Annotated in this window: 21 protein-coding genes and 1 pseudogene; 9 read left to right on the top strand and 13 right to left on the bottom strand. The window is 64.2% G+C overall.

Annotation, left to right across the window (positions count from 1 at the left end):
* Window positions 1-15: 15 nt before the first annotated feature.
* A complete protein-coding gene (locus RPF88_RS20720; RefSeq protein WP_337123116.1) occupies window positions 16-618 on the top strand; it encodes a nucleotidyltransferase family protein in 603 nt (200 codons plus the stop codon).
* A 110-nt stretch (window positions 619-728) separates the two neighbouring features.
* On the opposite strand, the gene RPF88_RS20715 is transcribed toward RPF88_RS20720, so the two are convergent.
* Window positions 729-1724, bottom strand: a complete 996-nt coding sequence (locus RPF88_RS20715) for an aldo/keto reductase (RefSeq protein ID WP_337123115.1) — start codon at window positions 1722-1724, stop codon at window positions 729-731.
* A 96-nt stretch (window positions 1725-1820) separates the two neighbouring features.
* On the opposite strand from RPF88_RS20715, the gene RPF88_RS20710 reads away from it, so the two are divergent.
* From RPF88_RS20710 to RPF88_RS20690, 5 genes are all read left to right on the top strand, one after another.
* Window positions 1821-2711, top strand: a complete 891-nt coding sequence (locus RPF88_RS20710; protein WP_064992868.1) for a LysR family transcriptional regulator — start codon at window positions 1821-1823, stop codon at window positions 2709-2711.
* Window positions 2712-3002: 291 nt separating this feature from the next.
* Window positions 3003-3575 carry a cytochrome b gene (locus RPF88_RS20705; RefSeq protein WP_337123114.1) on the top strand — a complete coding sequence of 191 codons (573 nt, stop codon included), beginning with the start codon at window positions 3003-3005 and terminating at the stop codon, window positions 3573-3575.
* Between the two features lie 69 nt (window positions 3576-3644).
* Window positions 3645-4220, top strand: a complete 576-nt coding sequence (locus RPF88_RS20700) for a YceI family protein (protein ID WP_013528302.1) — start codon at window positions 3645-3647, stop codon at window positions 4218-4220.
* 68 nt (window positions 4221-4288) lie between these two features.
* Window positions 4289-5275 (top strand): Gfo/Idh/MocA family protein, encoded by a 987-nt coding sequence (locus RPF88_RS20695; protein WP_337123113.1) that lies wholly within the window; start codon window positions 4289-4291, stop codon window positions 5273-5275.
* 41 nt (window positions 5276-5316) lie between these two features.
* Complete coding sequence (locus RPF88_RS20690) at window positions 5317-6975, top strand: FAD-binding dehydrogenase (RefSeq protein WP_337123112.1); 1659 nt, start codon at window positions 5317-5319, stop codon at window positions 6973-6975.
* Between the two features lie 35 nt (window positions 6976-7010).
* On the opposite strand, the pseudogene RPF88_RS20685 reads toward RPF88_RS20690, so the two are convergent.
* The 7 genes and pseudogenes from RPF88_RS20685 to RPF88_RS20655 all read right to left on the bottom strand — a co-directional run bounded on the left by RPF88_RS20685 (window position 7011) and on the right by RPF88_RS20655 (window position 14845).
* Window positions 7011-7950: pseudogene (locus RPF88_RS20685) on the bottom strand (alpha/beta hydrolase).
* 217 nt (window positions 7951-8167) lie between these two features.
* Entirely contained in the window at window positions 8168-8950 is a 783-nt protein-coding gene (locus tag RPF88_RS20680; RefSeq protein WP_337123111.1) for a carnitinyl-CoA dehydratase, read from the bottom strand.
* Window positions 8943-11021 (bottom strand): acetate--CoA ligase family protein, encoded by a 2079-nt coding sequence (locus tag RPF88_RS20675; RefSeq protein WP_337123110.1) that lies wholly within the window; start codon window positions 11019-11021, stop codon window positions 8943-8945. Before RPF88_RS20675 ends, RPF88_RS20680 begins: the two co-directional genes overlap by 8 nt.
* A 3-nt stretch (window positions 11022-11024) precedes the next feature.
* Window positions 11025-12188 carry an acyl-CoA dehydrogenase family protein gene (locus tag RPF88_RS20670; protein ID WP_337123109.1) on the bottom strand — a complete coding sequence of 388 codons (1164 nt, stop codon included), beginning with the start codon at window positions 12186-12188 and terminating at the stop codon, window positions 11025-11027.
* A 4-nt stretch (window positions 12189-12192) separates the two neighbouring features.
* Window positions 12193-13296, bottom strand: a complete 1104-nt coding sequence (locus RPF88_RS20665; protein ID WP_224675070.1) for a carnitine 3-dehydrogenase — start codon at window positions 13294-13296, stop codon at window positions 12193-12195.
* Entirely contained in the window at window positions 13293-13922 is a 630-nt protein-coding gene (locus RPF88_RS20660; RefSeq protein ID WP_013528294.1) for an HD domain-containing protein, read from the bottom strand. The genes RPF88_RS20665 and RPF88_RS20660 overlap by 4 nt, the downstream gene beginning before the upstream one ends.
* The gene (locus RPF88_RS20655; protein WP_337123108.1) at window positions 13919-14845 is read right to left on the bottom strand and encodes a 3-keto-5-aminohexanoate cleavage protein; all 927 of its coding nucleotides are present in this window, start codon (window positions 14843-14845) and stop codon (window positions 13919-13921) included. Before RPF88_RS20655 ends, RPF88_RS20660 begins: the two co-directional genes overlap by 4 nt.
* Window positions 14846-14922: 77 nt before the next feature.
* Here RPF88_RS20655 and RPF88_RS20650 point away from each other — a divergent pair, with 77 nt between their 5' ends.
* The gene (locus RPF88_RS20650; protein ID WP_024501969.1) at window positions 14923-15903 is read left to right on the top strand and encodes a GlxA family transcriptional regulator; all 981 of its coding nucleotides are present in this window, start codon (window positions 14923-14925) and stop codon (window positions 15901-15903) included.
* Window positions 15904-15914: 11 nt separating this feature from the next.
* On the opposite strand, the gene RPF88_RS20645 is transcribed toward RPF88_RS20650, so the two are convergent.
* The 3 genes from RPF88_RS20645 to xylA form a co-directional block, all read right to left on the bottom strand.
* Window positions 15915-16124 (bottom strand): hypothetical protein, encoded by a 210-nt coding sequence (locus RPF88_RS20645; protein ID WP_013528291.1) that lies wholly within the window; start codon window positions 16122-16124, stop codon window positions 15915-15917.
* A gap of 260 nt (window positions 16125-16384) precedes the next feature.
* Complete coding sequence (locus RPF88_RS20640; RefSeq protein WP_013528290.1) at window positions 16385-16861, bottom strand: GNAT family N-acetyltransferase; 477 nt, start codon at window positions 16859-16861, stop codon at window positions 16385-16387.
* A 236-nt stretch (window positions 16862-17097) separates the two neighbouring features.
* Window positions 17098-18423, bottom strand: a complete 1326-nt coding sequence (xylA, locus tag RPF88_RS20635) for a xylose isomerase (protein WP_027161006.1) — start codon at window positions 18421-18423, stop codon at window positions 17098-17100.
* Between the two features lie 112 nt (window positions 18424-18535).
* On the opposite strand from xylA, the gene RPF88_RS20630 reads away from it, so the two are divergent.
* Entirely contained in the window at window positions 18536-18898 is a 363-nt protein-coding gene (locus RPF88_RS20630; protein ID WP_013528288.1) for a nuclear transport factor 2 family protein, read from the top strand.
* Window positions 18899-18930: 32 nt separating this feature from the next.
* Here RPF88_RS20630 and xylB read toward each other — a convergent pair whose 3' ends face one another.
* Both xylB and RPF88_RS20620 read right to left on the bottom strand, forming a co-directional pair.
* Complete coding sequence (gene xylB, locus RPF88_RS20625) at window positions 18931-20385, bottom strand: xylulokinase (protein ID WP_337123107.1); 1455 nt, start codon at window positions 20383-20385, stop codon at window positions 18931-18933.
* 82 nt (window positions 20386-20467) lie between these two features.
* A complete protein-coding gene (locus RPF88_RS20620) occupies window positions 20468-21790 on the bottom strand; it encodes a tetratricopeptide repeat protein (protein WP_337123106.1) in 1323 nt (440 codons plus the stop codon).
* Between the two features lie 225 nt (window positions 21791-22015).
* Here RPF88_RS20620 and RPF88_RS20615 point away from each other — a divergent pair, with 225 nt between their 5' ends.
* Complete coding sequence (locus tag RPF88_RS20615) at window positions 22016-24805, top strand: autotransporter family protein (RefSeq protein WP_337123105.1); 2790 nt, start codon at window positions 22016-22018, stop codon at window positions 24803-24805.
* The last annotated feature ends 5 nt before the right edge of the window (window positions 24806-24810 follow it).

Genomic DNA, 24810 nt, shown 5'->3' with positions numbered 1-24810 from the left:
GCCCTCCAAAGGGCGATGGACCATCTGCGGTATTCCGGCCTTCCCCTTGAAGAACAGCGCGCGGCGTTTCTCGCCATCGTGTCTGCCGACCCGCTGTTATGCGACGCGGTGGCGCGGGCTCGCACGCTCGACCTGCCGGACTGGCTGGTGGTATCCGGCGCTCTCTACAACAGCATCTGGAACCACCTGACCGGCAAACCGTCGGGCTACGGCATCAAGGATGTTGATCTTTTCTACTTCGATGACAGCGACCTGTCCTATGAGGCCGAGGACGCGGTGATCCGCCGGGCGGAGAAGCATTTCGAGGGGCTAGCGTTGCCGGTCGAGGTGCGCAACCAGGCGCGGGTGCATCTGTGGTATCCGCAGAAGTTCGGACGGCCGTGCCCGCGCTATTCGAGCGCCAGCGAATCCGTTAGCCATTTTGCCTCGAAGACGCACGCCGTCGGGGTTCGATACGACGCTGACGGGCAGCTCGAGATCGTGGCACCGTTTGGTCTTGACGACATTTTCTCGTTTCACATCACGCCGAACCGGGTGATGGACAATCAGCGCACGCATGAGGCGAAGGGTAAGCGTGCAAGGGAGAATTGGCCGGAGATTAGTGTCGAGCCTTGGTAAAAATGTCGGCAGGGCAGAGGGGGGCGCTTCACGTCAGCGTCCCCACCTTCTGCACCGCGCTGCGTACGAAAAAGGGGCGCGCGGCGCCCCTTCCGATTACTCACCAGTTTTCAACCATCGACCAGCGTGAGCTCCTTCTCCGCATAGCGCCTACCGACCACCTTGTCGGGCGACAGCGCGTCACCAATCGCCTGCACCTCGACCGCACTCAGCGCGATCCCGGCAGCCGCCGCATTCTGCTCCAGATGGCGTATCCTTCTTGCGCCGGGGATCGGCACGATGAAATCGCCCTGGTGCAGCACCCAGGCCAGCGCCAGTTGGGCCGAAGTTACCCCCTTTTCAGCTGCCAGCTTTTCCAGCGTCGCGATGACAGCGGCGTTGGCTTCCATCGCCTCGGCCTGGAAGCGCGGCAAGGTCCGGCGCCAGTCGTCGTCGCTCAGCGCCTCGGGCTTGGCGATCGTGCCGGTCAGCAGGCCACGGCCGAGCGGGCTGTAGGGAACAAAACCGATGCCGAGTTCGCGGCAGACGGCGAACACCTCGTCTTCCGGGTCGCGGCTCCAGAGCGAATATTCGCTCTGCACGGCAGCAATTGGATGCACGGCATGGGCCCGGCGGATGGTCGCCGCACTCGCCTCCGACAGGCCGAGCGCGCGCACCTTGCCCTCGCGCACCAGCTCGGCCATGGCACCGACCGTGTCCTCGATCGGCACGTTGGGGTCGACACGGTGCTGGTAGTAGAGGTCGATCACATCCGTGCCGAGCCGCTTCAGCGACGCCTCGGCGACCGCCTTGACGTGCTCGGGGCGGCTGTCGACGCCGGCCATGCGGTCGAGGCCTGTACCTTCCTCCAAAATCCTGAAGCCGAATTTTGTCGCGATCGTCACCTTGTCACGCGCGGACTTCAGCGCCTTGCCGAGCAGGATCTCGTTCTCGAACGGGCCATAGACCTCCGCCGTGTCGAAGAAATTGACGCCGATATCGATGGCGCGGTGCAGCGTGGCGATTGCGTCGGCTTCCGCCTGGCCGCCATAGGCGAAGCTCATGCCCATGCAGCCGAGGCCGACGGGATAGACGTTCAATTCAGTTCCTAGCTTGCGGGTTTGCATAACGCGTCTCCTTGTTGCGATGCGGCAGAAATAGCGCCTTGCCTTGTGTTCGATAATCGGCTCTCATTTGCACGGGCTGTTCTAGAAGATAGATCAATGAATCGAGCGCATCTTTCCCAACTGGCCGTGCTGGCAACCGTTGCCCAATGCGGCAGCTTTCGCGGCGCGGCCAGGGAATTGGCCATCGCGCCTTCGGCGGTCAGCCATGCGGTGTCCAGCCTAGAGGCGCGGCTTGGCGTTCGGCTGCTGGCGCGCAGCACACGCAGCGTCGCGCCGACCGAAGAAGGTGCGCAGTTGCTGGAACGGCTGCGACCGGCGCTGTCGGAGATCGATCTGGCGCTGGAGACGGCAATCGAGACGCGCGACCGGCCGGCCGGCAATCTGCGCCTGACCGTGCCGCGCACCGCAGCCCATTTGGCGCTGACGCCACGGTTGGGCGCCTTTGCGTCGACCTATCCCGATATCGTGCTGGAGATCGTCATCGAGGACCGTTTCACCGACGTGGTGGAAGGGGGCTTCGATGCTGGCGTCAGGCTAGGCGAGAGCCTGCAGCGCGACATGATCGCGGTGCGCATCGGGCCGGACCTTCGCGGCGCGGTGGTCGGCGCCCCGGTCTATTTCGAGGTCAACCCCAAGCCGCGTCACCCGCGCGACCTGGCTGACCACCGCTGCATCCGCTTCCGCTTCTCCAGCGGCATCCTCTACCGCTGGGAGTTCGAGAAAGGCCGCGAGGCGATCGAGATGGCGGTGGAGGGACCGCTGATCCTCGACGAGGACCATTTGATCGCCCAGGCGGCGGTCGACGGCGCTGGGCTCGCCTTCGTCTTTGAGGATTATGTCCGCGCGCCGCTCGCCGACGGCAGGCTGATCCGTGTGCTGGAGGACTGGTGCCCCTCCTTCGACGGCTTCTTCGTCTATTATCCGAGCCGCCGGCAAATGCGCCCGGCGCTCCGGGCGTTTGTCGATTTCTTCAAGGTGAGTGGATAGAGCGGGCTCGCCCCTCCCCTTGTGGCCCTCCGGAGGGAGAGGAAGGGAGCCAGGCTCGGCGAACTCGCGCCTTTCGTCTCCCTCCGGAGGGCCCTGATGGGAGTCCGAAGGACGGGCGAGATCGGCGGCTCGCCCCGGTAGGTCGGCTGAGGGACGGGGTGGGTAGCGCCCTACGAGACCCCCACCCCGCTTCGCAAAAGCCGCTTCGCGGCATTTGCTGCGCGACCCTCCCCACAAGGGGGAGGGTGAAGCGCGCGGGAAGAAAGCCGAACCAACATTCGTTCACTCCCCATGCAAACATCGATCACCAACAGCGCCACCCGCTATGGCTGGGGCGCGATCCTTCTCCACTGGCTGATTGCGCTCGTTTTCATCGGCCAGTTCGGGCTCGGCTTCGTCATGGTGCGGCTGACCAGCCAGCGCACCGCCTTCGAGCTGATCCAACTGCATAAATCTTTCGGCTTCCTGCTGCTCGGGCTTGTGTTGCTGCGCATCGCCTGGCGCCTTGGCAATGCAACGCCGGCGCTGCCGCGCTCGGTCGGAACCCTGGAGCGTCGGGCAGCACCGTTGGCCCATCTTGCGCTCTACGCGTTTCAGCTTGCCTTGCCCTTGTCCGGCTGGGCGCTGGTGTCGGTCTCGATGCTGGAGATCCCCAGCCTGCCGTTCAACCTGTTCGTCATGCCGAACCTGCCGCTGGCCGAATCGGATGGTGCCGAGAGCTTCTGGGCGGCTGCACATTGGTATCTCGCCTATGCCGGCATGACGCTTGTGGCTCTCCACGTCGCGGCGGCGCTGCGGCATCATTTCCAGCTCAGGGATGGCGTGCTCACGCGCATGGTCACGCCTTCGTCAGATTCGGAATAGAGCGAGCGGTTCATTCGTTCATGGAGTGAGGGCGCAAGAAATGCGCTGCCTCCAACAAGGAACATCCCCATGTACACGCGCATCCTCGGATTTGCGGCGGTCGCCGCTTGCCTTGCCATGCCTGTTTCTGCGGCCGTCGCGCTGGGTGACGCCGCCGGCAGCTATTCGATCAGCCCGGCCAGTTCCAGCATCCGCTTCTCCATCGGCAAGGTCGGCGGCGGCGGCCTCAATGGCACCTTCGCCCGCTTCAAGGGCTCGATCCGCATCGACAACAGCGATGTCGGGCGCTCAGCTGTCAATTTCACCATTTTTCCCGAAAGCGTCGGCACCGGCCAGGGCCGTATCGATGCCTTCCTGCGCTCCGACGCGGTGTTTGATGCCGCCAACAGCCCGGAAATCCAGTTCCGCTCTACCAGCGTGACCCGAACCAGCGACACCACGGCTCTCGTCAGCGGCCGGCTGACGGCGCGCGGCAAGACGTTCCCGGAAAAATTCACGGCCGAGCTCGGCGGTCTCAAGGCCGGCATGATCAAATTCCATGTCACCGGCAAGGTGCTGAGGTCGCGCTACGGCATGGATGTCGGCACGCCGATCTATTCCAACATCGTCGACTTCGACATGACGCTGACCGGCAAAAGGGGCTGACCTCGTCATTGGCTTTTCCGGCGATTTCGGGCAAACCTCGTCGCCTGTAATCGTGATGGAGAAGCCTGATGTTCCGATGGGGTGTGTTGTCGACGGCCAAGATCGGCCGCGAGCATTTGTTGCCGGCGATGGTCGAGGCGGAGAATAGCGTGCTGTCGGCGATCGCCAGCCGCGATCTGTCCAAGGCCAAGGCGCTGGCCGATCGCTTCGGTGCGCGGCATGCCTTCGGCTCCTATGAGGAACTGCTCGCCTCGAAAGAAGTAGACGGCGTCTACATCCCGCTGCCGACCTCGCAGCATGTCGAGTGGGCGGCCAAGGCCATCGAAGCCGGCAAGCATGTGCTGGTCGAAAAGCCGCTGGCGCTCGACGCCAAGGACATCCTGCCGCTGATCAAGCTGCGCGACCAGAAAAAGGTGCTGGTCTGCGAAGCCTTCATGGTCATCTACCACCCGCAATGGATCAAGGTGCGCGAGCTCATCGCCAGCGGCGCCATCGGCCGGCTGCGCCATGTGCAGGGCGCGTTCTCCTACTACAACGTCGACCCCAGCAACATGCGCAACCAGCTCGACCTCGGCGGCGGCGCGCTGCCCGACATCGGCGTTTACCCGACCGTGTCGACGCGCTTTTCCACCGGCAAGGAGCCGCTGCGCGTGCAGGCGACGATCGAGCGCGACAAGACATTCGGCACCGACATCTACTCCTCGATCCGTGCCGATTTCGGTGACTTCGAGCTGTCGTTCTATCTGTCGACGCAGATGGCGGCGCGCCAGGTGATGGTGTTCCACGGCGAGAAGGGTTTCATCGAGTTGTTCTCGCCTTTCAATGCCGGGCTCTACGACCACCACCGCGTCGAACTACACAACCAGAACCACACCGAGGCGCAGGTTTTCCGCTTTCCCGGCACGCAGCAGTACCGGCTGGAGGTCGAGACCTTCGCGCGCGCGGCACAGGGCGGCAAGGAGCGCGTCTTCACGCTGGAGGAATCGGTGCTCAACCAGAAAGTCATCGACGCCATCTTCCGCGCCGGCGGCAAAGAAGGCTGGGAGACCGTCTGAATTCCTTGCATTGAAATAGCCGGCTAATTCTGGGAGGAAAAATGGCTGACGATGCGGACGTGATCATTGTCGGCGCCGGCCTTGCAGGGCTGGTTGCCGCCGCCGAGCTCGCCGAGGCCGGCAAGAAAATCATCATCGTCGACCAGGAGCCGGAGCAGTCGCTCGGCGGCCAGGCATTCTGGTCGTTCGGCGGCCTTTTCCTCGTCGATTCGCCCGAGCAGCGGCGCATGCGCATCCGCGATTCGCATGACCTGGCGCTGGAAGACTGGCTGGGCACCGCGGCTTTCGATCGGCCCGAGGATTTCTGGCCGCGCAAATGGGCGGAAGCCTATGTCGGCTTTGCCGCCGGCGAAAAACGCTCCTGGCTGATACAGCGCGGCCTGAAATTCTTTCCCGTGGTCGGCTGGGCCGAGCGAGGCGGCGGCAATGCCATCGGCCACGGCAATTCGGTGCCGCGCTTCCACATCACCTGGGGCACGGGCCCCGGCGTTCTCGACCCCTTCGTACAGCGCGTGCGCGAGGCGCAGAAGCGCGGACTGATCAGTTTCAAATTCCGCCATCGGGTCGATGAATTGACCCGCACGGGTGCGACTGTCGACGGGGTGCGCGGCGACATCCTGCAACCGAGCACCGCCGAGCGCGGCCACAAGAGTTCGCGCGAAATATCAGGAGATTTCGAGCTTCGCGCGCAAGCCGTGATCGTCGCTTCCGGCGGCATCGGCGCCAACCATCAGCTTGTGCGGGAAAACTGGCCGCAGCGGCTGGGCGCGGCGCCCAAGCGCATGATCACCGGCGTGCCCGACCATGTCGACGGCCGCATGCTGGCGATCACGGAACAGGCCGGCGGTTCGATCATCAACCGCGACCGCATGTGGCACTATGTCGAGGGCATCAAGAACTGGGCGCCGATCTGGACCGACCATGCGATACGCATCCTGCCCGGCCCATCATCGCTGTGGCTCGATGCGCGCGGCAAGCGCCTGCCGGTGCCGCTCTATCCCGGCTTCGACACTCTGGGCACGCTCTCCCACATCATGAGCACCGGCTTCGACTATTCCTGGTTCATCCTGACCAAGAAGATCATCCAGAAGGAGTTCGCGCTGTCGGGCTCCGAGCAGAACCCCGATCTGACCGGCAAGAGCTGGCGCCAGGTGCTCGGCCGCGCCACATCGGGCATTCCGGGCCCCGTCAAGGCGTTCATGGAAAAGGGCGAGGACTTCATCGTCGAGGCCGATTTGCCGGCGCTGGTCGCGCGCATGAACGCGCTGGCCGGCGGCGAGGCGCTGCTTGAGGTGGCTCAAGTCGAGCGCGAGATCCGCGCCCGCGATAGGCAGCTCGACAACCCGTTCTCCAAGGATATGCAGATCACCGCTCTGCGCGGCGCGCGCGCCTATCTCGGCGACCGGCTGATCCGCACGGCCAAGCCGCACAAGATGCTCGATCCGGCAAATGGCCCGCTGATCGCGGTGCGGCTTAACATCCTGACCCGCAAGACGCTGGGCGGCCTGCAGACCGATCTCGACAGCCGCGTGCTGGGGGCAGATGGGCAGCCGGTCGCCGGGCTCTATGCCGTCGGCGAAGCCGCCGGTTTCGGCGGCGGCGGCGTGCATGGCTATGCGGCGCTCGAAGGCACCTTCCTCGGCGGCTGCATCTTTTCCGGCCGCAGCGCCGGCCGGGCAGCGGCTGCCTCGGTGGCGTGAAGGGGCGCCACTTGGTCCTCAGAGTTTGGCCGCGATCACCAGCGCCAGCCGCCCCGTCCAAGCGCGGTCACCGCATCGACGATCCGGGTGAAGCTGGTGCGGGCGCGGCCAACCGTGTGCCGGGCTCTGAGATAGCCGTGAACCAATCCCGGCTCCTCGAACCACGTCGCGTGGCCACCTGCCGTGATGATCAGGTCGCGATAGGTCTCGCCATCCGATGACAGCGGGTCGCATTCGGCGGTGATCAGCACTGTCGGCGGCAAGTTGGAGAAATCGGTGTCGGCAAGCGGGGCCAGCGTCGCATCGCCGCTACGGTCTTGCCCTCCAGTGCGAATGTGCTTGTAGAATTCGAGATCGCGCACGGTCAGCATCGGCGCTTCGGCGTGCTTGACATAGGAGCCTTTCGAGCGGTCTCCGCCGAGGCCGGGATAGATCAGCACCTGGCCGACCGGCCTTTTTCGAATGGCCGCGCGTGGCGTGACTGACGGCGGCGCAGAGATTGCCGCCGGCGCTGTCGCCGCAGAGCACGATAGGATGATCGCGATTGGCGGCGGCCCATTCGAAGGCGCTCATGGCATCGTCGAAGGCGGCTGGATGCAAATGTTCCGGCGCCAGCCGGTAATCTACGGAGACCACCTCATAGCCTGTGCGCGAGCACAGCTCCGCGCAAACATCGTCGTGGCTGTCCAGCCCACCAAGGATGAAGCCACCGCCATGGACATAGAGCACCGTCACGGCTGCCTGAAGTGTGCTTCGGTAGATGCGGATCGGGATGTCATGCGTCGGCGTTGCGATGGCGGAGGTTTCGACAGCGACGCCCTCGGGATAGCCGGCAAAGAATTCCCGGCACATGCGGTCGTAAATCTCGCGCTGCTGCGCGATCTTGTAGTCGATCGTATCGGGCGGGTAATAGGAATTGGTGCGCTCGATGAAGGCCCAGGTCTCGGCGTCGATGAGCTTGATGTAGTCGGTCATGGGTGCTGGAGAGGCGGCCAAGGCTGAGCCTGGGCGCCCCCCTCTGTCCTGCCGGACATCTCCCCCTCAAGGGGGGAGATCGGATGTTGCGAAGGCTTTCGCCAACCTTCTGCGTCGCAAGAAGAGTGCAGAGATCGAAGCTGCCAATCTCCTTCCTTGAGGGGGAGATGTCCGGCAGGACAGAGGGGGGTAAGCGCCGTCATTTAGGCAACAATCCTTACTTCCCCTTCCACACCGGCTGACGCTTCTCCGCAAAAGCCCGAAAACCCTCCACATTGTCCTCGGAGCCATAGAGCGCATCGACCGTCGGCAATTGCCGGCGGGTCACCTTGTTCATGGCGTCCTGGAAGGTCAGCGCCTCGGCCACGCGCGCCGTCTCCTTGATCGCGGCAAACACCAGCGGTGGGCCGCCTGCGAGCAGCCGGGCGATCTCCCAGACGCGATCTTCCAGCTTTTCCTTGGGCAGCACTTCGTTGACCAAGCCCCAGCGATGCGCTTCAGCGACATCCATCCAGCGGCCGGTGAGCAGAAGGTCCATGGCGACATGGTAGGGGATGCGCTTCGGCAGCTTGATCGTCGCCGCGTCGGCCAGCGTGCCGGCTCGGATCTCGGGCAGCGCGAAGGAGGAATGATCGGAGGCGTAGATGAGGTCGCAGGACAGCGCCAGCTCGAAGCCGCCGCCGACCGCCATGCCGTTGACGCACGCGATGATCGGCTTGTTGAGGTCGCGCAGCTCCTGCAGGCCGGCAAAGCCGCCGACGCCATAGTCGCCGTCGACCGCATCGCCGCCGGCAGCTGCTTTGAGGTCCCAGCCCGCGCAGAAGAACTTGTCGCCAGCGGTCTTGACGATGGCGACGCGCAATTCCGAATCGTCTCGGAACGCCTTGAAGGTCTCGCCCATCAGCCGCGAGGTCTTCAGGTCGATGGCGTTGGCCTTGGGCCGGTCGAGGGTGACTTCGAGGATGGTGCCCTCGCGGCGGGTCGAAATGACGTCAGACATTCTTGTTCTCTCCCAGCACCAGCAGCGCGTCGGCGATCCAGGCGCCCTTGCCCTCTGCACAGACGATCAGCGGGTTGATGTCCAGTTCTTCGATCTCACCGGCATTCTGCTGCACGAAGGCGGCAATGCCAGAGATAGCATCGATGGCAGCCGCGACATCGGCCTTCGGCCGGCCGCGATAGCCTTCGAGCAGCGGGAACAGTTTCAGGCCGCGCAGCGCCGCCTCGATATCGTCGCGGGTCGCCGGCAGCATCAGCGTGACGCTGTCGCGCAACAGCTCGACCAGCACGCCACCAGTGCCGAGCGTCATCACCGCGCCGAACATCGGATCGCGGGTGAAGCCGACGATGAGTTCGGCAACACCGTCGCGCACCATGCGCTCGACATAGAGCCCGGTGCCGAGCGGCAACAGGTCATGCGCTGCGGTGCTGACAGATTCGGCATCCCTGAGATTGAGCCTGACAGCGCCAACTTCGGATTTGTGGGGGACGCCGAGCGCCTTCAACGCGACGGGAAAGCCGAGCGCCATGGACGAAATCACCGCTTCGACGGCATTGGCGGCGCGCTCGCCCTTCGGCACCGGCAGGCCGGCTTTGATCAGCCGTGACTTCGCCTCGGCTTCGTCGGGCGTGACGTGGTCCCCGCCAGAGGCGCCGGAGGCCGACGTGTCGATCGGCTGCGCCTGCGGTTCAGCCCAAGCCCAGCCGATGAAGGCTGCTGCGCCGGCTGCATCCATCGCTTCCGAAATGCCGAACAACGGCACCATGCCGCGCGCCATCAGTTCGGCAGTGTATTCCTCCGGCAGGTTCTCCGGCAGCGAGGAGACGATCGCACCATGCGCCTTGTTGGTCTTGAGCGCCGATTCGAAAGCGCGCAACGTCGCCCACCAGTCGGTGACCGAGCAGCGGTCGGGTCGCGGAAAATCGAGCACCAGCATGTTGAGGTCGAAACCGCCCGACACCATGGCGGTGAAGGTGGCGGTCATCGCCGGCTCGTTGTTCCAGATGAAGGTGTGATAGTCCAAGGGATTGGCGACCGCGACCAGCGGCCCGAGCGTCGATTTGACATGGGCGCGGTGGCTGTCGGTCAGCACAGGGAAATTGACCCAGCGGCCTTCGGCGCTGTCGGCCATGACGGAGGCCTCGCCGCCGGAGCAGCTCATCGACGACAGCCTATAGCCGGGCAAAGGTCCGGTGATGTGCAGCAGCTTCAGCGCCTCGATGAAGGCAGGGATCGAATCGACGCGCGCAATGCCGAGCCGCCGCAGGAACGCACCCGAGGCCGCGTCCGAGCCGGCGAGCGACGCGGTATGCGAGACAGTCGCTTGCCTGGCCTGTTCGGAACGGCCGACCTTCATGGCGATGATCGGCTTCTTCAGCTCGCGGGCTCGTGCCGCCAGCCGTTCGAAGCCGGCTACCGAATCGAAGGCCTCGATGTGCAGGCCGAGCGACGTGACCCGCTCATCCTCGATCAGGCCGAGCGCCATTTCGGACAGGCCGGTCTGCGCCTGGTTGCCGGCGGTCATCAGGAAGGCGATCGGCAGGCCGCGCTTCTGCATGGTCATGTTGATGGCGATGTTGGAGGACTGGGTGATGATGGCGACGCCCTTGCCGCCCTCGGCCAGTCTTATGCCGCCATGCTGGTCGGGCCACAGCAGCGCGCCGTCGGCATAATTGATCAGGCCGTAGCAATTCGGCCCGATGATCGGCATCTGGCCGGCCGCCGCGACCAGCTCGGCCTGCAGCCGCTCGCCATCATCGTCATAGGCCTCGGTTTCGAGGAAGCCGGCGGCAAAGCAGACGGCGCCGCCGGCGCCGCGTTCGGCCAGCGCCTTGATCACCTCGATGGTCAAATGCCGGTTGACGCCGACAAAGGCAGCATCCGGCGCGCCGGGCAGGTCAGCCACCGAACGATAGGCCTTGCGACCGGCAACCTCGTCCTTGGTCGGATGCACCGGCCAGATCTCGCCGGCAAAACCCATCTTGATCGATTGCGCGACGACGGCTGCGGCCTGCGCACCGCCGAAGACGGCGATCGATTTAGGCCGCAGGAGACGCTCCAGTTTATGCATATGTTATGCCCCGAACGGGCGCAGCAGCGCCCTTGAAATGATGTGGCGCTGGATCTCGGATGTGCCTTCCCAGATGCGCTCGACGCGCGCGTCGCGCCAGATGCGCTCCAGCGGCAGATCGTCCATCAGCCCCATGCCGCCATGGATCTGGATCGCTTCATCGGCGACGTACGCGAGCATTTCGGTGGCCTTCAGCTTGGCCATGGCCATGTCCTGGTCGGTGATGGTGCCCTGATCGTACTTCCAGCCGGCTTCAAACACCATCAGGTCGGCGGCCTTCAGTTCGGTCGCCATGTCGGCGAGTTTGAACGACACGCCCTGGAACTTGCCGATCTGCTGGCCGAACTGCTGGCGCTGCGCGGCGTATTCGACGGCATGGCCAAGCGCACGCTCGGCGCGGCCGAGGCAGGTGGCGCCGACCTGCAGCCGGGTGGCGCCTAGCCAGGAATTGGCGACATCGAACCCCTTGTGGACTTCGCCCAACACTTGGGCTCCGGGTAGCCGGCAATCGTCGAATTCGAGGATGGCGTTGGTGTAGCCGCGATGCGAGACGTTGCGGTAGCCGTCGCGCACCGTAAAGCCCTTGGTGCCCTTGTCGACGAAGAAGGCGGTGATCTTCTTGCGTTTTCCGCGCGGCGAATCCTCTTCGCCTGAGGCCATGAAAACGATGGCAAAGTCGGCGAGGTCGGCGTGGGAGATAAAATGCTTGGTGCCGTTCAGCACCCAGTCGTCGCCATCCTGCACGGCGGTCGCCTTCATGCCGCGCAGGTCGGAGCCGGCGCCCGGCTCGGTCATCGCCAGGCAGTCCCATTTCTCGCCACGGATGCAGGGGAACAGATATTTCTCGCGCTGCTCGGGCGTGCCGGCCAGGAGGATGTTGGAGGGGCGCGCCACGCAGGTCCAGTGCAGCGCGTAATTGGCGCGGCCGAGTTCCTTCTCGTAGAGCAGCCAGGTCACCGTATCGAGGCCCGCTCCGCCGACATCGGCCGGCATGTTGGCGGCATAGAGCCCTGCCTCGATCGCCTTTACCTTGATCTCCTCGATCAGGTCGCGGCGCAGCACACCGGTGCGCTCGACCTCGCGCTCATGCGGGTAAAGCTCGTTCTCGACGAACGCGCGCGTCGTCTCGACGATGAGCTTCTGTTCCTCCGACAGCCCGAAATCCATGCTCTCAGCCTTTCTTCTTGCCGGTCTTTTTCTTCGGCTTTTCGGCTTTCTTGACCGGTTTCAAGGCTTTGGCCTTCTCGGCCGCCTTGGAGGCCACAGGCTTCTTCGCCGCCAGCTTGGCCAGCTGCCTGGTATAGTCCTTGTGCAGCGCGCCGGCGCCCCAGCCCTTGCCTTTGTTTTGTTTCGACAGCGCATCCATGATGGCGACCAGATTGTCGTCGCGGATCTTTTCCAGCTCGCGGATCGACAGCCCATGCGCCTGTTCGTCCGACTGCGTGGCGATCAGGTCGACCAGTTCGTCGTTGAACTCAGGCACGTCCATCAGCTTGGTCCATGGCCATTTCAGGCACGGCCCGAACTGCGCCATGAAGTGGCGCATGCCGGCCTCGCCGCCGGCGACGCGATAGACCTGGAACATGCCCATCTGCGCCCAGCGTAGGCCGAAGCCGTAGCGCATGATGTCGTCGAGTTCCTCGACCGTGCAGATGCCGTCCTTGATCAGCCACAGCGCCTCGCGCCATGCCGCTTCGAGCAGGCGGTCACCGACGAAGGCCTCGATCTCCTTGCGGATGACGACAGGCTTCATGCCGATCGAGGCATACATCTCCTTGGCGACCTCGATCGCCTCGGGAAAGGTCTGCTCGCCACCGACGATCTCCACCAGCGGTAGGAGATAGACCGGGTTGAACGGATGGCCGACGACCAGCCGCTCCGGATGCTTCTTCATCGCCACCTGCATGTCGGTCGGCTTGATGCCGGAAGTCGAGGAGCCGACAATCGCGTTGGCCGGCGCGTGAGCGTCGATCTCGGCCAGCACGCGGTGTTTCAGGTCGAGCCGCTCCGGCACGCTCTCCTGGATGAAATCGGCATCGGCGACCGCTTCGGCGATGGTCTTGGCGAAGGTCAGCTTGCCCTCTTTCGGCAGGCCGCCGGGCACCATCTGCTTATAGGCGCGGCGCGCGCCCTTCATCACTTCGCCGACCTTGCGCGACGCCTCGGGATCGGGATCGAAGATCGACACGTCGATGCCGTTGAGCAGCAGGCGCGCCACCCAGCCGGCGCCGATGACGCCGCCGCCGATGGCGGCTGCCTTGTTGATGATGCTCATGCTGAAGCTCCGGTTCTTGTCGCGGCGGTTGCGGGATCGATGAGGGGTACGCGCTCGCCGGCTCGGATCACCGAGGGATCGTAGGCCTTGCGGGCAAAGACTTCGAGCACGAAGGGCCGGAAGAATTCCATCGACAGCGTGTCATAGTCGGGGTCGAAGCTGGACTGGTCCCAGCGTTCGCAAAACTGGTCGCAATCGTCGAAATAAGCATGGCCGGCAAAGCGGTCGCGGGCGTGGCGGTTGCCGCCGAGATGATGGGCATAATAGAGCCGCTGGAAGTCGCCATGCTTTTCCACCACCCAAGTGCACTGCTCGCGCACGAAAGGTTTCAGGATCGAAGCGGCATATTCGTCGTGATTGTAAGGCGCATAGATGTCGCCGATGTCGTGCAGCAGCGCGCAAGCGATCCAGTCGGTGTCTGCGCCGTCGCGCCAGGCACGTGTCGCTGCCTGCAGCGAATGGCCGAGCCGGGTGATCTTGTAGCCGGAAAGACCCGCGTCGAGCTGCACCAGCGCGTCGAGCAGCCGCTCGCCGGTCCTGGCCGCATAGTCGATTTCATGCGCGGTCAGGAACTCGTAGTCGTCCCGGTCGCCATCCTTCATCGCGGTGAATTTTACGGTAGTCATGCCGACCCTCCCGCGATCGGCGCCCGCTTGGTGAGGTTGAGCTTCTGCCGTACCTCTTCCGGTCCAAGGATTCTGGCGCCGAGATTGGTGACGATGCTGGCGGCGCGCTCGACCAGCTGTGCGTTGGTGGCCAGCACGCCCTTGTCGAGCCACAGATTGTCCTCCAGCCCGACGCGGACATTGCCGCCGGCCAGCACCGCCGCCGCGGCATAAGCCATCTGGTTGCGGCCGATGGCGAAGGCCGACCAGTTCCAGGTCGACGGCACATTGTTGACCATGGCCATGAAGGTGTTGAGATCATCAGGCGCACCCCACGGCACGCCCATGCAAAGCTGCACCAGCGCATCCGGGTTGAGCACCTTTTCCTCGACCAGTTGCTTGGCGAACCACAGATGGCCGGTGTCGAAAGCCTCGATCTCCGGCTTGACGCCGAGCGCCGTCATCATGCCGCCCATGGCGCGCAGCATGCCGGGCGTGTTGGTCATGACATAGTCGGCCTCGGCGAAATTCATGGTGCCGCAGTCGAGTGTGCAGATTTCCGGCAGGCATTGGCGCACATGTTCCATGCGGTTGGTGGCACCGCCCATGTCGGTGCCTTTTTCGTTGAGCGGCAGCGGCGCTTCCGGCGATCCGAACACCATGTCGCCGCCCATGCCGGCGGTCAGGTTCAGGATGACGTCGACTTCTGCCGCGCGGATGCGCTCGGTCACTTCGCGGTAGAGATGTACGTCGCGCCTCGGCCTACCGGTCTCGGGATCGCGCACATGGCAATGCACGATGGCGGCGCCCGCCTTGGCCGCATCGATGGCGGAATCCGCGATCTGCTTGGGCGAGCGCGGCACATGCGGGCTGCGGTCCTGCGACCCGCCGGACCCGGTCACGGCACAGGTAATGAAGACCTCACGGTTCATCGCAAGCGGCATGGAACTCTCCTCCGAAAGAAATAGGCCTCAACAATGCCCGACTTGCCGGAAACTGTTTTGCGTTTTACGAAGCTTCCATGACGAAAAGCGAAAAACCAACGATTTTTCGCGCCGAGCGCTCGCCGCTTAGGGTCACGCTGCTGGTATTTTCCGGTTCGTCGATCATGTGCGTCGCATCCGCCGTCGATCCACTGCGCGCGGCCAACCGCATCTCCGGCGAGACCCTGTTCGATTTCAAGCTGGTCTCGGTGACCGGCGAGGCTCCAGTCACCACTTGCGGCCTGCCGGTGGCGGTCGGCGGCCGCTTCGATGCGGGCGAGTCGACCGACGTTCTTGTCGTCGTCGCCGGCTTCGGCACCCAGAACTATGCGACATCGGCTCTGTTGTCCGGCCTGCGCCGGGCCGCACGGACAGCACGCGCTTGCGGCGGCGTCGAAGCCGGCACCTGGCTGGTGGCGCGCGCCGGCCTGCTGGAAGGACGCAGCGCCACCACCCACTGGGAAGACATGGAGGATTTTTCCTCGGCCTTTCCCGGCGTCGACGTGCGTCCGGACCGTTATGTCATCGACGGGCCGGTGTTCACCTCGGGCGGCGCGTCGCCGACCTTCGACCTGATGCTGCATCTCATCCGCACGAGGCTCGGCATGGCCGTCGCGCTCGATGTCGCCAGCGTCTTCATCTACGACCAGGCGCGCGCCGCCACCGACGCACAGCCGCTGGTCTCGCTCGGCCGGCTCGATGGCTACGATCCGCGGCTGGCGCAAGCCATCCGGCTGATGGAAGCGCATGTCGACCAGCCGCTGACCATTGAAGCGGTGGCCAAGCGCGCCGGCGTGACGGCACGGACGCTGGAGAGCATCTTTCGCAAATCGATCGGCGAGACACCGGGCGCCTATTATCTCAGGCTGCGCCTGGGCGCCGCGCGCCGGCTGGTGGTCGATACAAGGATCGCCATGGCCGATATTGCCGGGCGGACCGGATTCTCATCCGCCGCGGCGTTTTCAAGAGCGTTTTCAAGGGCTTTCGGCGAAGCGCCGGTCAGGCTGCGCCGGGGCTGACTATGATAGAATCAGGCAGCGTTCTGACGGTCGCTGCCGCCGTCGATCTGCGAGCGCATTTGCTTGGCAAGATGGGTCTCGAAACGGCTGGCCACAGCGCGATCCCATTCGTTCGAGCGGCGCGTGCCGTCCTTCGGATGCGGCATTGCCATCAGCCGGTCGATGATCGATCCAGCCTCGCCAGGTGAGAGCAGGGCGTCGATTTCACGTTCGTTCTGCATATCGGTTCGCCTCCTTCTTCCTCTCCCGCCACGAGCCACTCTTATACGAGATTCGTGACGGCAGTTTGAAGGCAAGAGCGAGGTCATTGAAGGGCGTCGAAGGGCAAAACCATGTCGCTGGACCGGGCCATGCGCAAAGCTGTTCCTGCGCCCAGGCAGGTCAGGTCAACGAGAAATCTATTGTTGGATTGCGCAATTCCCAAGGCAAAGCGCTGTACGCTTTTCCCGGGGAAACCGTTACCCACTTTTCCTGGAATTGCTCAAAGCCGCTTTTCGAACAGCACCGTGGTGAAGCCACTGTCCCATTCGTCATCGGGATAGCGGCTTTTCTCGATATAGCCGACCGCTTTGTAGAGTGCTTGTGCGGGCAGGTTGAACGTGTCGGTCTCCAGCCGCGCCTGCGCCAATCCGGCCGCACTGACCGCCTGTTCGGCATGGGAAAGCAGCTTGCGGCCGACACCTTGGCCTTGACGGGATGCCATCACGTGCAGGGCCTCGATGAAATCCGCGCGCCAATGGATCAAGCCGGCGACCTCGCCATCGATCTCGGCAACGGCGAATTCAGGCCAGCTCTGGTCGACATAGCGCCCGCCAATATCCGTCTCGACATAGCGTTGCGCGGCTGCTTCGGTGATGTTCGGCAGCCAGGTGCCTTCGAAGGTTTCCTGCAGCACCTGCTTCAGCGCCGGAATATCGCTCGCCTGCGCAGGGCGCACGATGATTCGATCCTCTGCCATTTCCGTCTCCTGCCAATGCATGTCGCCCAAAGTGCACAGCGGTTTGGGACGACGACATGCCGCCGCACGGGCCCTCTTTCGGTGACACGTGTAGCGTCCTGGTCCCACGCAGGCTGCCGAAGATCTGTGCGATCCTCGGCAGCTTGTCGCGAAGTGGGCTGACTAGCAGATGGCGATGGCGGCGGCTTTCAGCCAGTGGCGCCGGATGTCGGTCCAAAGATGAAGCGGCGCTCGCCCTACACGTAGCGGTTGACGATGTTTTCCAGCAGTTCCTGGCGGCCGGACCTCGGCTGCGGCTCGATCTTCTTCTTGACGACACGCTCGGCGATATCCTCAAGCGTGCGCTTGCCGGCAAGCATCGCCTTGCCCTCGGCCGTGTTCCAGCCGGCATAGCGTTCGGCCAGCGGCGCCGACAGTGCCTTGTCCTCGACCATGCGCGCCGCGGCTTTCAGGCCGCGAGCGCAAGAGTCCATGCCGCCGATATGGCCGATCAGCAGGTCCTGCGGATCGAGCGACTGGCGGCGCAGCTTGGCGTCGAAATTGGTGCCGCCGGTCTTGAAGCCGCCAGCCTGCAGGACCTGGTAGTAGGCCAGTGCCATTTCCGGCACGTTGTTGGGGAACTGGTCGGTGTCCCAGCCCGACTGGTAGTCGTTGCGATTCATATCGATCGAACCGAAAATGCCGAGCGCATTGGCCAGAGCCAGTTCGTGCTCGAAGGAATGGCCGGCCAGGATGGCGTGGCCCTGCTCGATATTGACCTTGACCTCCTTCTCCAGCCCGAAGCGCTTGAGGAAGCCGTAGACCGTGGCGACATCGTAATCGTACTGATGCTTGGTTGGCTCCTGCGGCTTCGGCTCGATCAGGATCGTGCCCTTGAAGCCGATCTTGTGCTTGTAGTCGACGACCATGCTGAGGAACCGGCCGGCCTGTTCCTGCTCGCGCGCAAGGTCGGTGTTGAGCAGGGTCTCATAGCCTTCGCGCCCGCCCCACAGCACGTAGTTTTCGCCCTTCAGCCGCTTGGTGACGTCGATACAGCTTTTTACCGTCGCCGCCGCGTAGGCAAAGACATCCGGATCGGGATTGGTGGCCGCGCCCGACATGAAGCGGCGGTTGGAGAACAGATTGGCGGTGCCCCAAAGCAGCTTGACGCCGGTCTGCTTCATCTTGCCCGCGAAGTAGTCGGCGATCTCATCGAGGCGCGCCGCACTCTCGGAAAAATCCTTGCCTTCCGGCCGTACATCGGCGTCGTGGAAGCAGAAGTAGGGCGCGCCGAGCAACGAGAACATCTCGAAGGCGACGTCTGCTTTCAGTTTTGCCAGCTCCATCGTGTCGACGCCGCCGGCCTTGGGAAACCACGGCCGGTCGAAAGTCTGGCCGCCGAACGGATCGCCACCCGGCCAGGCAAAGGAGTGCCAGTAGGCAACGGCGAAGCGCAGATGATCTTCCAGCCGCTTGCCGGCGACGACCTCATCGGGATTGTAGAACCTATAGGCCAGCGGATTGGTCGAATCCGGCCCTTCATATTTGATCTTCTGGATGTCGCCGAAAAATCCACTGCTCATGATTTCTGTCCTCTCACAAAGTTCTGACGCCATTACCTCAGGCGTAATTGGTTTCACGCCGGCGCTGGTTGAAAAGGGTCATGTCAAAGCCACCAAACGAAGGAGACAGACCATGACCGACCTCACCAAGATCGCTAAAAACTACATCACCGCCTGGAACGAAAGCGATGCCGGCCGCCGGGCCGAATTGCTCAAGGCGACCTTCACGGAAGACGTCAGCTACCGCGATCCGCTCATGCAGGGTGATGGCCATGAAGGCGTCGCGGCTCTGATCGACGGCGTGCAGCAGCGCTTTGCCGGTTTCCGGTTCTCGCTGAAGGGTACGCCGGACGGTTTTGCCGACAAGATCCGCTTCTCGTGGAATCTCGGACCTGAGGGAACGCCTTCGGTGATCGAAGGTACCGACATCGGAATCATCGAGAACGGCCGCCTCAAGAGCGTCACCGGTTTTCTCGACAAGGTGCCGGCGCAGTGAGCCGGACAGCCGCGGCGTGGGCGAAAGACCGCTCACGCCGTGGCGACCCTGATTGCCGGATAAAGCGCCCGGTAGCGCTGATAGGCATCGGCATAGGCGCCGCCGAGCGCCGCATCCGGTTCGATAGTTGCGTCCGTCCTCGGGGCCGTACAGATTTCGAGCGGATCGGCACCCGTCGCCGCGATCAGGCCGAGCCGCGCGGCACCAAAGGCGGCGCCGAAGTCGCCGTCGGCAGGAATGTCGACAGGCAGTTGAAGCGCGGTGGCAATCGCCTTCAACCAGTAGCGTGAGCGCGAACCGCCGCCGATCGCCGTCACCCGCGTCAAGGCTGTGCCGGCTGTGGCCAGCGCTTCGAGGCTGTCGCGGAAGGCAAAGGCTACACCCTCCAGCACGGCCTGGGTCAGCACGGCACGGCTCGATTGATGCGCCAGCCCGGTGAACGCGCCGCGAATGGCGGAATCATTGTAGGGCGTGCGCTCACCCGAGAGGTATGGCAGGAAGGACACGCCGCTCGGCGCCTTCAATGTGTCGCCGAGCTCAGTGGTCAACTCGCCGGCGTTCTTCCCGGTGATTTCCGACAGCCAGTTGAGCGAATCGGTTGCCGACAGGATGACCCCCATCTGGTGCCACGTGTTCGGAAGCGCGTGGCAGAAGGTGTGAACCGCGCTAGCCGGGTTGGGCAGGTAGGAAGCGTTGGCGGCAAACAGCACACCCGACGTGCCGAGCGAAACAAAAGCGTGGCCGGCGCCAACCGTGCCCATGCCGCAGGCCGAGGCCGCGTTGTCGCCGGCGCCACCGGCGATCGGAATGCCGGCCTGGACGCCCCACTTCGATGCCAATTCGCTGCGCAATGCTCCTGCCTTCTGCGTACCCTCGACCAGCGACGGCATCTGCTTTTCATCGAGCGATGTCGCCGCGAGCAAATCCGCACTCCAGCGCCGCTTGCCGACATCGAGCCAGGACGTGCCGGCAGAATCCGACATTTCCGAAATGTGCTCGCCCGAAAGCCAGAGCCGCAGGAAATCCTTGGGCAGCAGCACTTTTGCGACCTTGGCGAAGACAGCGGGCTCGTTGTTCTTCACCCAGGCCAGTTTCGGCGCGGTGAACCCGGGAAAGACGATGTTGCCGGTCAGGGCGCGGAAACGCGGATCGGCATCGAGGACGGCGGCCTCGGCATGGCTGCGCGTGTCGTTCCACAGGATGCAGGGGCGCAGCACCTTGTCGGCGGCGTCAAGCAGCGTGGCGCCATGCATCTGGCCGGACAGGCCAATGCCCTTGACTGCCGCGAGTTCATGCGGATGGGAGGATTTGAGCTCGGCGATTGCGTCTTCGCAGGCCCGGATCCAGTGCTCGGGATTCTGTTCCGACCAGCCGGGGTGCGGCCGTGAAACATCAAGCGAACCATGGCCGGAACCGATGACGGTTTGCCCGGCATCGATCAGCAGCGCCTTGACGCCCGACGTCCCGAGATCGAGGCCCAGATACATGTCTTCCTCCCACGCCAGTTAATTTTTTCGGGTCTCGAAAAAATCTGGCTTGGCCAGTTTTTAAAACAAGATCCGCTTCGGGTCAATTCTCCGACAAATCGGCGGCGCGTCGCACAAACAGCGCTGACAGCGGACTGTCGGGCCGCGCCATCGAACGCTCCGCCGTGAGCGCCTTGGCCAGCGCACCCTCACCGGCGCGCAAGGCCGCCTCGATCAGCGTCAGGTCGATGACGTCGCGCTGGGCGTGGCTGCCACCGAAACGATGTGCGATCGCCCGGATCGGCCGGATCAGGCGCGCGGTCTCGGCGTAGCTGCCCTCACCGAATGCCTTGATGGCGAGCGTCAGCGGATGGCCGACATCCCGCGTGAAAGCCGCATTGTCGTCGCTGCCACGCATGGCCTCGCGCTGAGCTTCGAGCAAGGCGAGGGCCGGCGCATCTAACCCGGCACCCACGAAGGCCATCATCGCGTGGGCGTCGTTGAAGGCATAAAGGCCCGCTCCCGCCTTGCCCCAGTTGGCGGCGAGCGCCGCCCAGCGGTCGCCGACATCGACGCCGCCGAGGTGGAGCCGCCACAGGACTGCCGAGGCATCGACCATGTTGAGCGCCATCGTCGATTGCACGCTGTAGATAGGGCCGTCATAGAGGGCCAGCACCGCGTCGGTCTCGCCGAGATCATAGTGGAACAGCGCCAGGTGCCACCAATTGTGGACCTGCAGGAAGCTCTCCCGTGTCCACGCTTCCGGATTGGCGCGCATCCAGGCAATGCCATCCCTTTGCCGGCTTTGCATCTCCATGACATGGGCGACGGCGTGCTGCGCCCAGCCGTCGCGCGGCTCGATGTCGACTGCCTCGCGGCCAAGCTGCTCGGCCCTGACATAGTCACCCATTTCCTCCAGCCCGAAAGCCTGCATGCCGAGCATGGCGTGGTAGCCGGGCATGCCGCTTTGCCACGAAGGCAGGGCACGAGCGATGCGGTCGCGCAGCATGCGGGCATTGCCGGTGAAGAAATCGATCTGGTGGCCGACCTGCAGCGCCAGCCCGTCGCGCGGGGTCTCGATGGTGATGTCCTCGAGAACGCGGCTGGCCTCATGCCAGCGCCCGCTGGCGAGATGGCCAAGGGCCGAGACATGCGCCCGCTCGCGCGTGGTCGCGGCAAGCGGCAGTGCGGCCTCATGGCAAGCCTTGGCCACGGCCGTCGCCTCCCGCTCGGTGGCGAGGCCGAAGAGATATCCCTTGAAGACATGGGCCATGACGAAGCCGGGATCTTCCGCGATGGCGCGGTCGACGGAGGCTACGGGATCGCCGATGAAGCACTGCAGTTCACGCACTGCCTGGCTGTAAGGCGTGAATCCCGCCTCCGTCGCGCCCGAAAGTGCCAGGCCGAATGCGTCCCTGGTTGCCATGCGATGTCCTTTTATCGACCCGTGACAGGCCCTTGATCCTTCGGCCCAAACCGATCCTAAAGCATAGGCCACGGACGCGCCAACCGTGCGCTACGCCAGACCTTTCAGTAGTCTTTGCAGTTTAGCAACCATGCGGGGCAGATTAGGCTTTGTAAAATTGAATGAATTGTGTCTTCATTGCGGCGGCTGGCGGGGGCTGGAAATCGCGAATCGAGAGGGGACGCGATGCGGCATGTGAAGAACTCGCTTCCGAACAGTCGTTCGGCGGATGCGCAGGTGACAATTGCTTCGCAACGGCGAAAGCCGCATCCGTTACATCCGTGGCTTATTAGCATCCTCTCAACTACAGCTTTTGCGTTGCTGCCCAACTCCGCCGCGTTTGCCGCATGCGTGCTGGCTCCATCCGCCGGAAACACCGTCTACACCTGTGACAGCGGCGACTCAGGCGGCAGCCTCACCGATCTCGACGGCGACAACACGCTGAATTTTCCCGCCGGCGGCACCGGGCAGATATCAGGTAATGTGACCTTTGGCGTCGGCACGGACCGCATCGACATGCAGTCAGGCACCATAACCGGCGCCGTCGATCAGGGTGGCGGCACGGATTTCTTCACCATTGGCGCGGGCACCGTCGCCGGCAATGTCCAGCAGGGCGCCGGCATCGACGACTTCAACATGAGCGGCGGCCAGATCGGCTCGCTCAACCAGGGCGACGGCCTCGACACCTTCACCATGACCGGCGGACGCATCGTCGATTTCTTCGACGATGGCGACCACGCCGTGATGACCGGTGGCCGCATCGGCCGGGTCAACATGAAGCTCGATCAGAACTATTTCAACATGTCAGGCGGCACCATCGACCGCAACCTCGTCACCGGCTTCGACAAGGACACGATCATCCTGTCGGGCGGCACCATCGGCGGCAACATCAGCGTCAGCGGCGGCAATGACAGCGTCACGGTCACCGGCGGCACGGTCGGTGGCGATATACTGATGAGCTTTGGCGCCGACAATTTCGTCTGGAACGGTGGCGGCATCATCTATGGTTCCGTCGATCTCGGCGGCGATAACGACACCGCCAGGCTCAGCAACCTCACCAATGCCAATCTCGGTGCCACGGATGCCATATCAGGTGGTGCCGGCACCGATGCGCTGACCCTGGACAACGTCAAACTGGATGGCGTCAGCCGGCTCCAGAACTGGGAAAGCATCGACGCCACCAATGACACCCAGCTGACGATGGACAGCAATCTGGTGCTCGGCGACAGCGGCACCGGCACGGGTTCGCTCAGTGTCGATGCCGCAAGCACGCTCTACGGCGGCGGCTTCAATGCGGCGATCCAGGCGTTTACGGCAGGCCAGCTGGCGCAGGTCACCAATGCCGGGCGCATCGACCTGACCAATGGCAGCACCGGCGCCACCGACAGCCTGACGATTTCGGGCAATTATGTCGGCCTGGGTGGCCTGCTGCTTATCCAGACCGAGCTCGGTGACGATTCCTCCGCATCCGACAAGTTGGTCCTGTCGAGCGGAACGGCTTCCGGTTCGACCGGCATCTCCGTGGTCAATCTCGGCGGCGCGGGGGCTGCGACCACGCAGGACGGCATCATGGTCGTCCAGGCAATCAACGGCGCCACCTCGGGCGCCACGACATTCGCGCTCGACGCCCCGGTCGCCGCCGGGGCCTTTGAATATTATCTGTTCAAGGGCGGCGTCAGCGCCGGCAGCGAGGAGAACTGGTACCTGCGCTCGACGCTGAACACGCCGGCCCCGCCGGCCGCAGCCCCGCCGGCGCTGGAGCCTGCTCCGCCGCCGGCACCTGAGCCGCCGGCGGCCGAACCGCCGCCGCCGCCGCCCATCGACCCTGCGCCGCCGCCTCCGCCGGAATCCACCCCCGGCGATCCCGATCCGGTTGATCCGGCGCCGCCGGTCGTGCCGACCGATCCGCCGCCCGCGACACCACCGGCACCACCACCGGCACCAGTGGCGGATCCGCCCCCGCCACCGCCGGTGGTGCCAACTGAGGTGCCCGACCTGCCGACACCGGCGGCGGGCGAGGAAATCCTGCTCTATCGCATCGAGGTTCCGGTCTATTCGGCCTTGCCGCCGGTCGCCGAACATCTGGCGATGACGACGCTCGGTACCTTCCACGAACGGCGCGGCGAGCAGAGCCTGTTGTGGAACACCGAGCTGTCGCCGGTCTGGGGCCGCATCTTCGGTCAGGACAGCAAGATGGCCTATTCAGGAACGGTATCGCCGTCCTTTGACGGCACCCTGTTCGGCCTCCAGGCGGGCTTCGATCTGTTCGGCCGCGAAACCGCGTCGGGCCAGACCGATCGCGCCGGCCTGTTCGTCGCCTATGCCAGCATGAATGGCGACGTGCGCGGCCAGGCGCTGGGCAGGGACAATCTGTCCGTCGGCAGCATGGATATCAACGGCACCAGTGTCGGCGGCTACTGGACCCGGATCGGTCAGGGTGGCTGGTACCTGGACGGCGTCCTCATGGCCACCTTCTTCGGCGGCAACGCAACATCGTCGCGCGACATTGGCATCGACGTCGGCGGGACCGGCGTCACCGCTTCGCTGGAAGGCGGCTATCCCATCGCGCTGGCGCAAGGCTGGACGCTTGAACCGCAGGCGCAACTGGTCTGGCAGCAATTGTCGCTCGACGATGCGTCGGACCGCTTTGCTTCGGTTTCCTTCGATACGGACGGCAGCGTGACCGGCCGGCTCGGCGCACGGCTGCAAGGCGAAACAGCGATCAATGGCATGGCGCTGCAGCCGTATCTCAAGGCCAACATCTGGCACGATTTCGGCGGCACCAGCCATGTCAATTTCGACACCACCGACATCTCGACCGAGGGCAGATCGACCTCGTTCGAGTTCGGCGGCGGCGTGATTGCCAAGGTGACGGACAAGGTCAGCATCTTCGCCACCGGCGACTACACCACCAATCTCGGTGGCGACAAGCGTCGGATCCTCGAAGGCAATCTGGGCTTCAGCGTCAAATGGTAAGGCCG

This window comes from Mesorhizobium sp. ISC11 (genome assembly GCF_037162595.1).
GTDB classification, from domain to species: domain Bacteria; phylum Pseudomonadota; class Alphaproteobacteria; order Rhizobiales; family Rhizobiaceae; genus Mesorhizobium; species Mesorhizobium ciceri.
The sequence above is the reverse complement of the archived record's forward strand: the minus strand, read 5'-3'. Positions and strand labels throughout refer to the sequence as shown.

What these genes read in the sequence shown, in the direction of transcription:
- RPF88_RS20615 (WP_337123105.1), top strand. Translation starts at nt 22,016, where the DNA reads ATGCGGCATGTGAAGAACTCGCTTCCGAACAGTCGTTCGGCGGATGCG.
- RPF88_RS20665 (WP_224675070.1), bottom strand. Translation starts at nt 13,296, where the DNA reads ATGAGCATCATCAACAAGGCAGCCGCCATCGGCGGCGGCGTCATCGGC.
- RPF88_RS20700 (WP_013528302.1), top strand. Translation starts at nt 3,645, where the DNA reads ATGTACACGCGCATCCTCGGATTTGCGGCGGTCGCCGCTTGCCTTGCC.
- RPF88_RS20670 (WP_337123109.1), bottom strand. Translation starts at nt 12,188, where the DNA reads ATGGATTTCGGGCTGTCGGAGGAACAGAAGCTCATCGTCGAGACGACG.
- xylB (WP_337123107.1), bottom strand. Translation starts at nt 20,385, where the DNA reads ATGTATCTGGGCCTCGATCTCGGGACGTCGGGCGTCAAGGCGCTGCTG.
- RPF88_RS20710 (WP_064992868.1), top strand. Translation starts at nt 1,821, where the DNA reads ATGAATCGAGCGCATCTTTCCCAACTGGCCGTGCTGGCAACCGTTGCC.
- RPF88_RS20650 (WP_024501969.1), top strand. Translation starts at nt 14,923, where the DNA reads ATGACGAAAAGCGAAAAACCAACGATTTTTCGCGCCGAGCGCTCGCCG.
- RPF88_RS20620 (WP_337123106.1), bottom strand. Translation starts at nt 21,790, where the DNA reads ATGGCAACCAGGGACGCATTCGGCCTGGCACTTTCGGGCGCGACGGAG.
- RPF88_RS20655 (WP_337123108.1), bottom strand. Translation starts at nt 14,845, where the DNA reads ATGCCGCTTGCGATGAACCGTGAGGTCTTCATTACCTGTGCCGTGACC.
- RPF88_RS20675 (WP_337123110.1), bottom strand. Translation starts at nt 11,021, where the DNA reads ATGCATAAACTGGAGCGTCTCCTGCGGCCTAAATCGATCGCCGTCTTC.
- RPF88_RS20660 (WP_013528294.1), bottom strand. Translation starts at nt 13,922, where the DNA reads ATGACTACCGTAAAATTCACCGCGATGAAGGATGGCGACCGGGACGAC.
- RPF88_RS20645 (WP_013528291.1), bottom strand. Translation starts at nt 16,124, where the DNA reads ATGCAGAACGAACGTGAAATCGACGCCCTGCTCTCACCTGGCGAGGCT.
- RPF88_RS20705 (WP_337123114.1), top strand. Translation starts at nt 3,003, where the DNA reads ATGCAAACATCGATCACCAACAGCGCCACCCGCTATGGCTGGGGCGCG.
- xylA (WP_027161006.1), bottom strand. Translation starts at nt 18,423, where the DNA reads ATGAGCAGTGGATTTTTCGGCGACATCCAGAAGATCAAATATGAAGGG.
- RPF88_RS20720 (WP_337123116.1), top strand. Translation starts at nt 16, where the DNA reads ATGGACCATCTGCGGTATTCCGGCCTTCCCCTTGAAGAACAGCGCGCG.
- RPF88_RS20690 (WP_337123112.1), top strand. Translation starts at nt 5,317, where the DNA reads ATGGCTGACGATGCGGACGTGATCATTGTCGGCGCCGGCCTTGCAGGG.
- RPF88_RS20640 (WP_013528290.1), bottom strand. Translation starts at nt 16,861, where the DNA reads ATGGCAGAGGATCGAATCATCGTGCGCCCTGCGCAGGCGAGCGATATT.
- RPF88_RS20695 (WP_337123113.1), top strand. Translation starts at nt 4,289, where the DNA reads ATGTTCCGATGGGGTGTGTTGTCGACGGCCAAGATCGGCCGCGAGCAT.
- RPF88_RS20715 (WP_337123115.1), bottom strand. Translation starts at nt 1,724, where the DNA reads ATGCAAACCCGCAAGCTAGGAACTGAATTGAACGTCTATCCCGTCGGC.
- RPF88_RS20680 (WP_337123111.1), bottom strand. Translation starts at nt 8,950, where the DNA reads ATGTCTGACGTCATTTCGACCCGCCGCGAGGGCACCATCCTCGAAGTC.
- RPF88_RS20630 (WP_013528288.1), top strand. Translation starts at nt 18,536, where the DNA reads ATGACCGACCTCACCAAGATCGCTAAAAACTACATCACCGCCTGGAAC.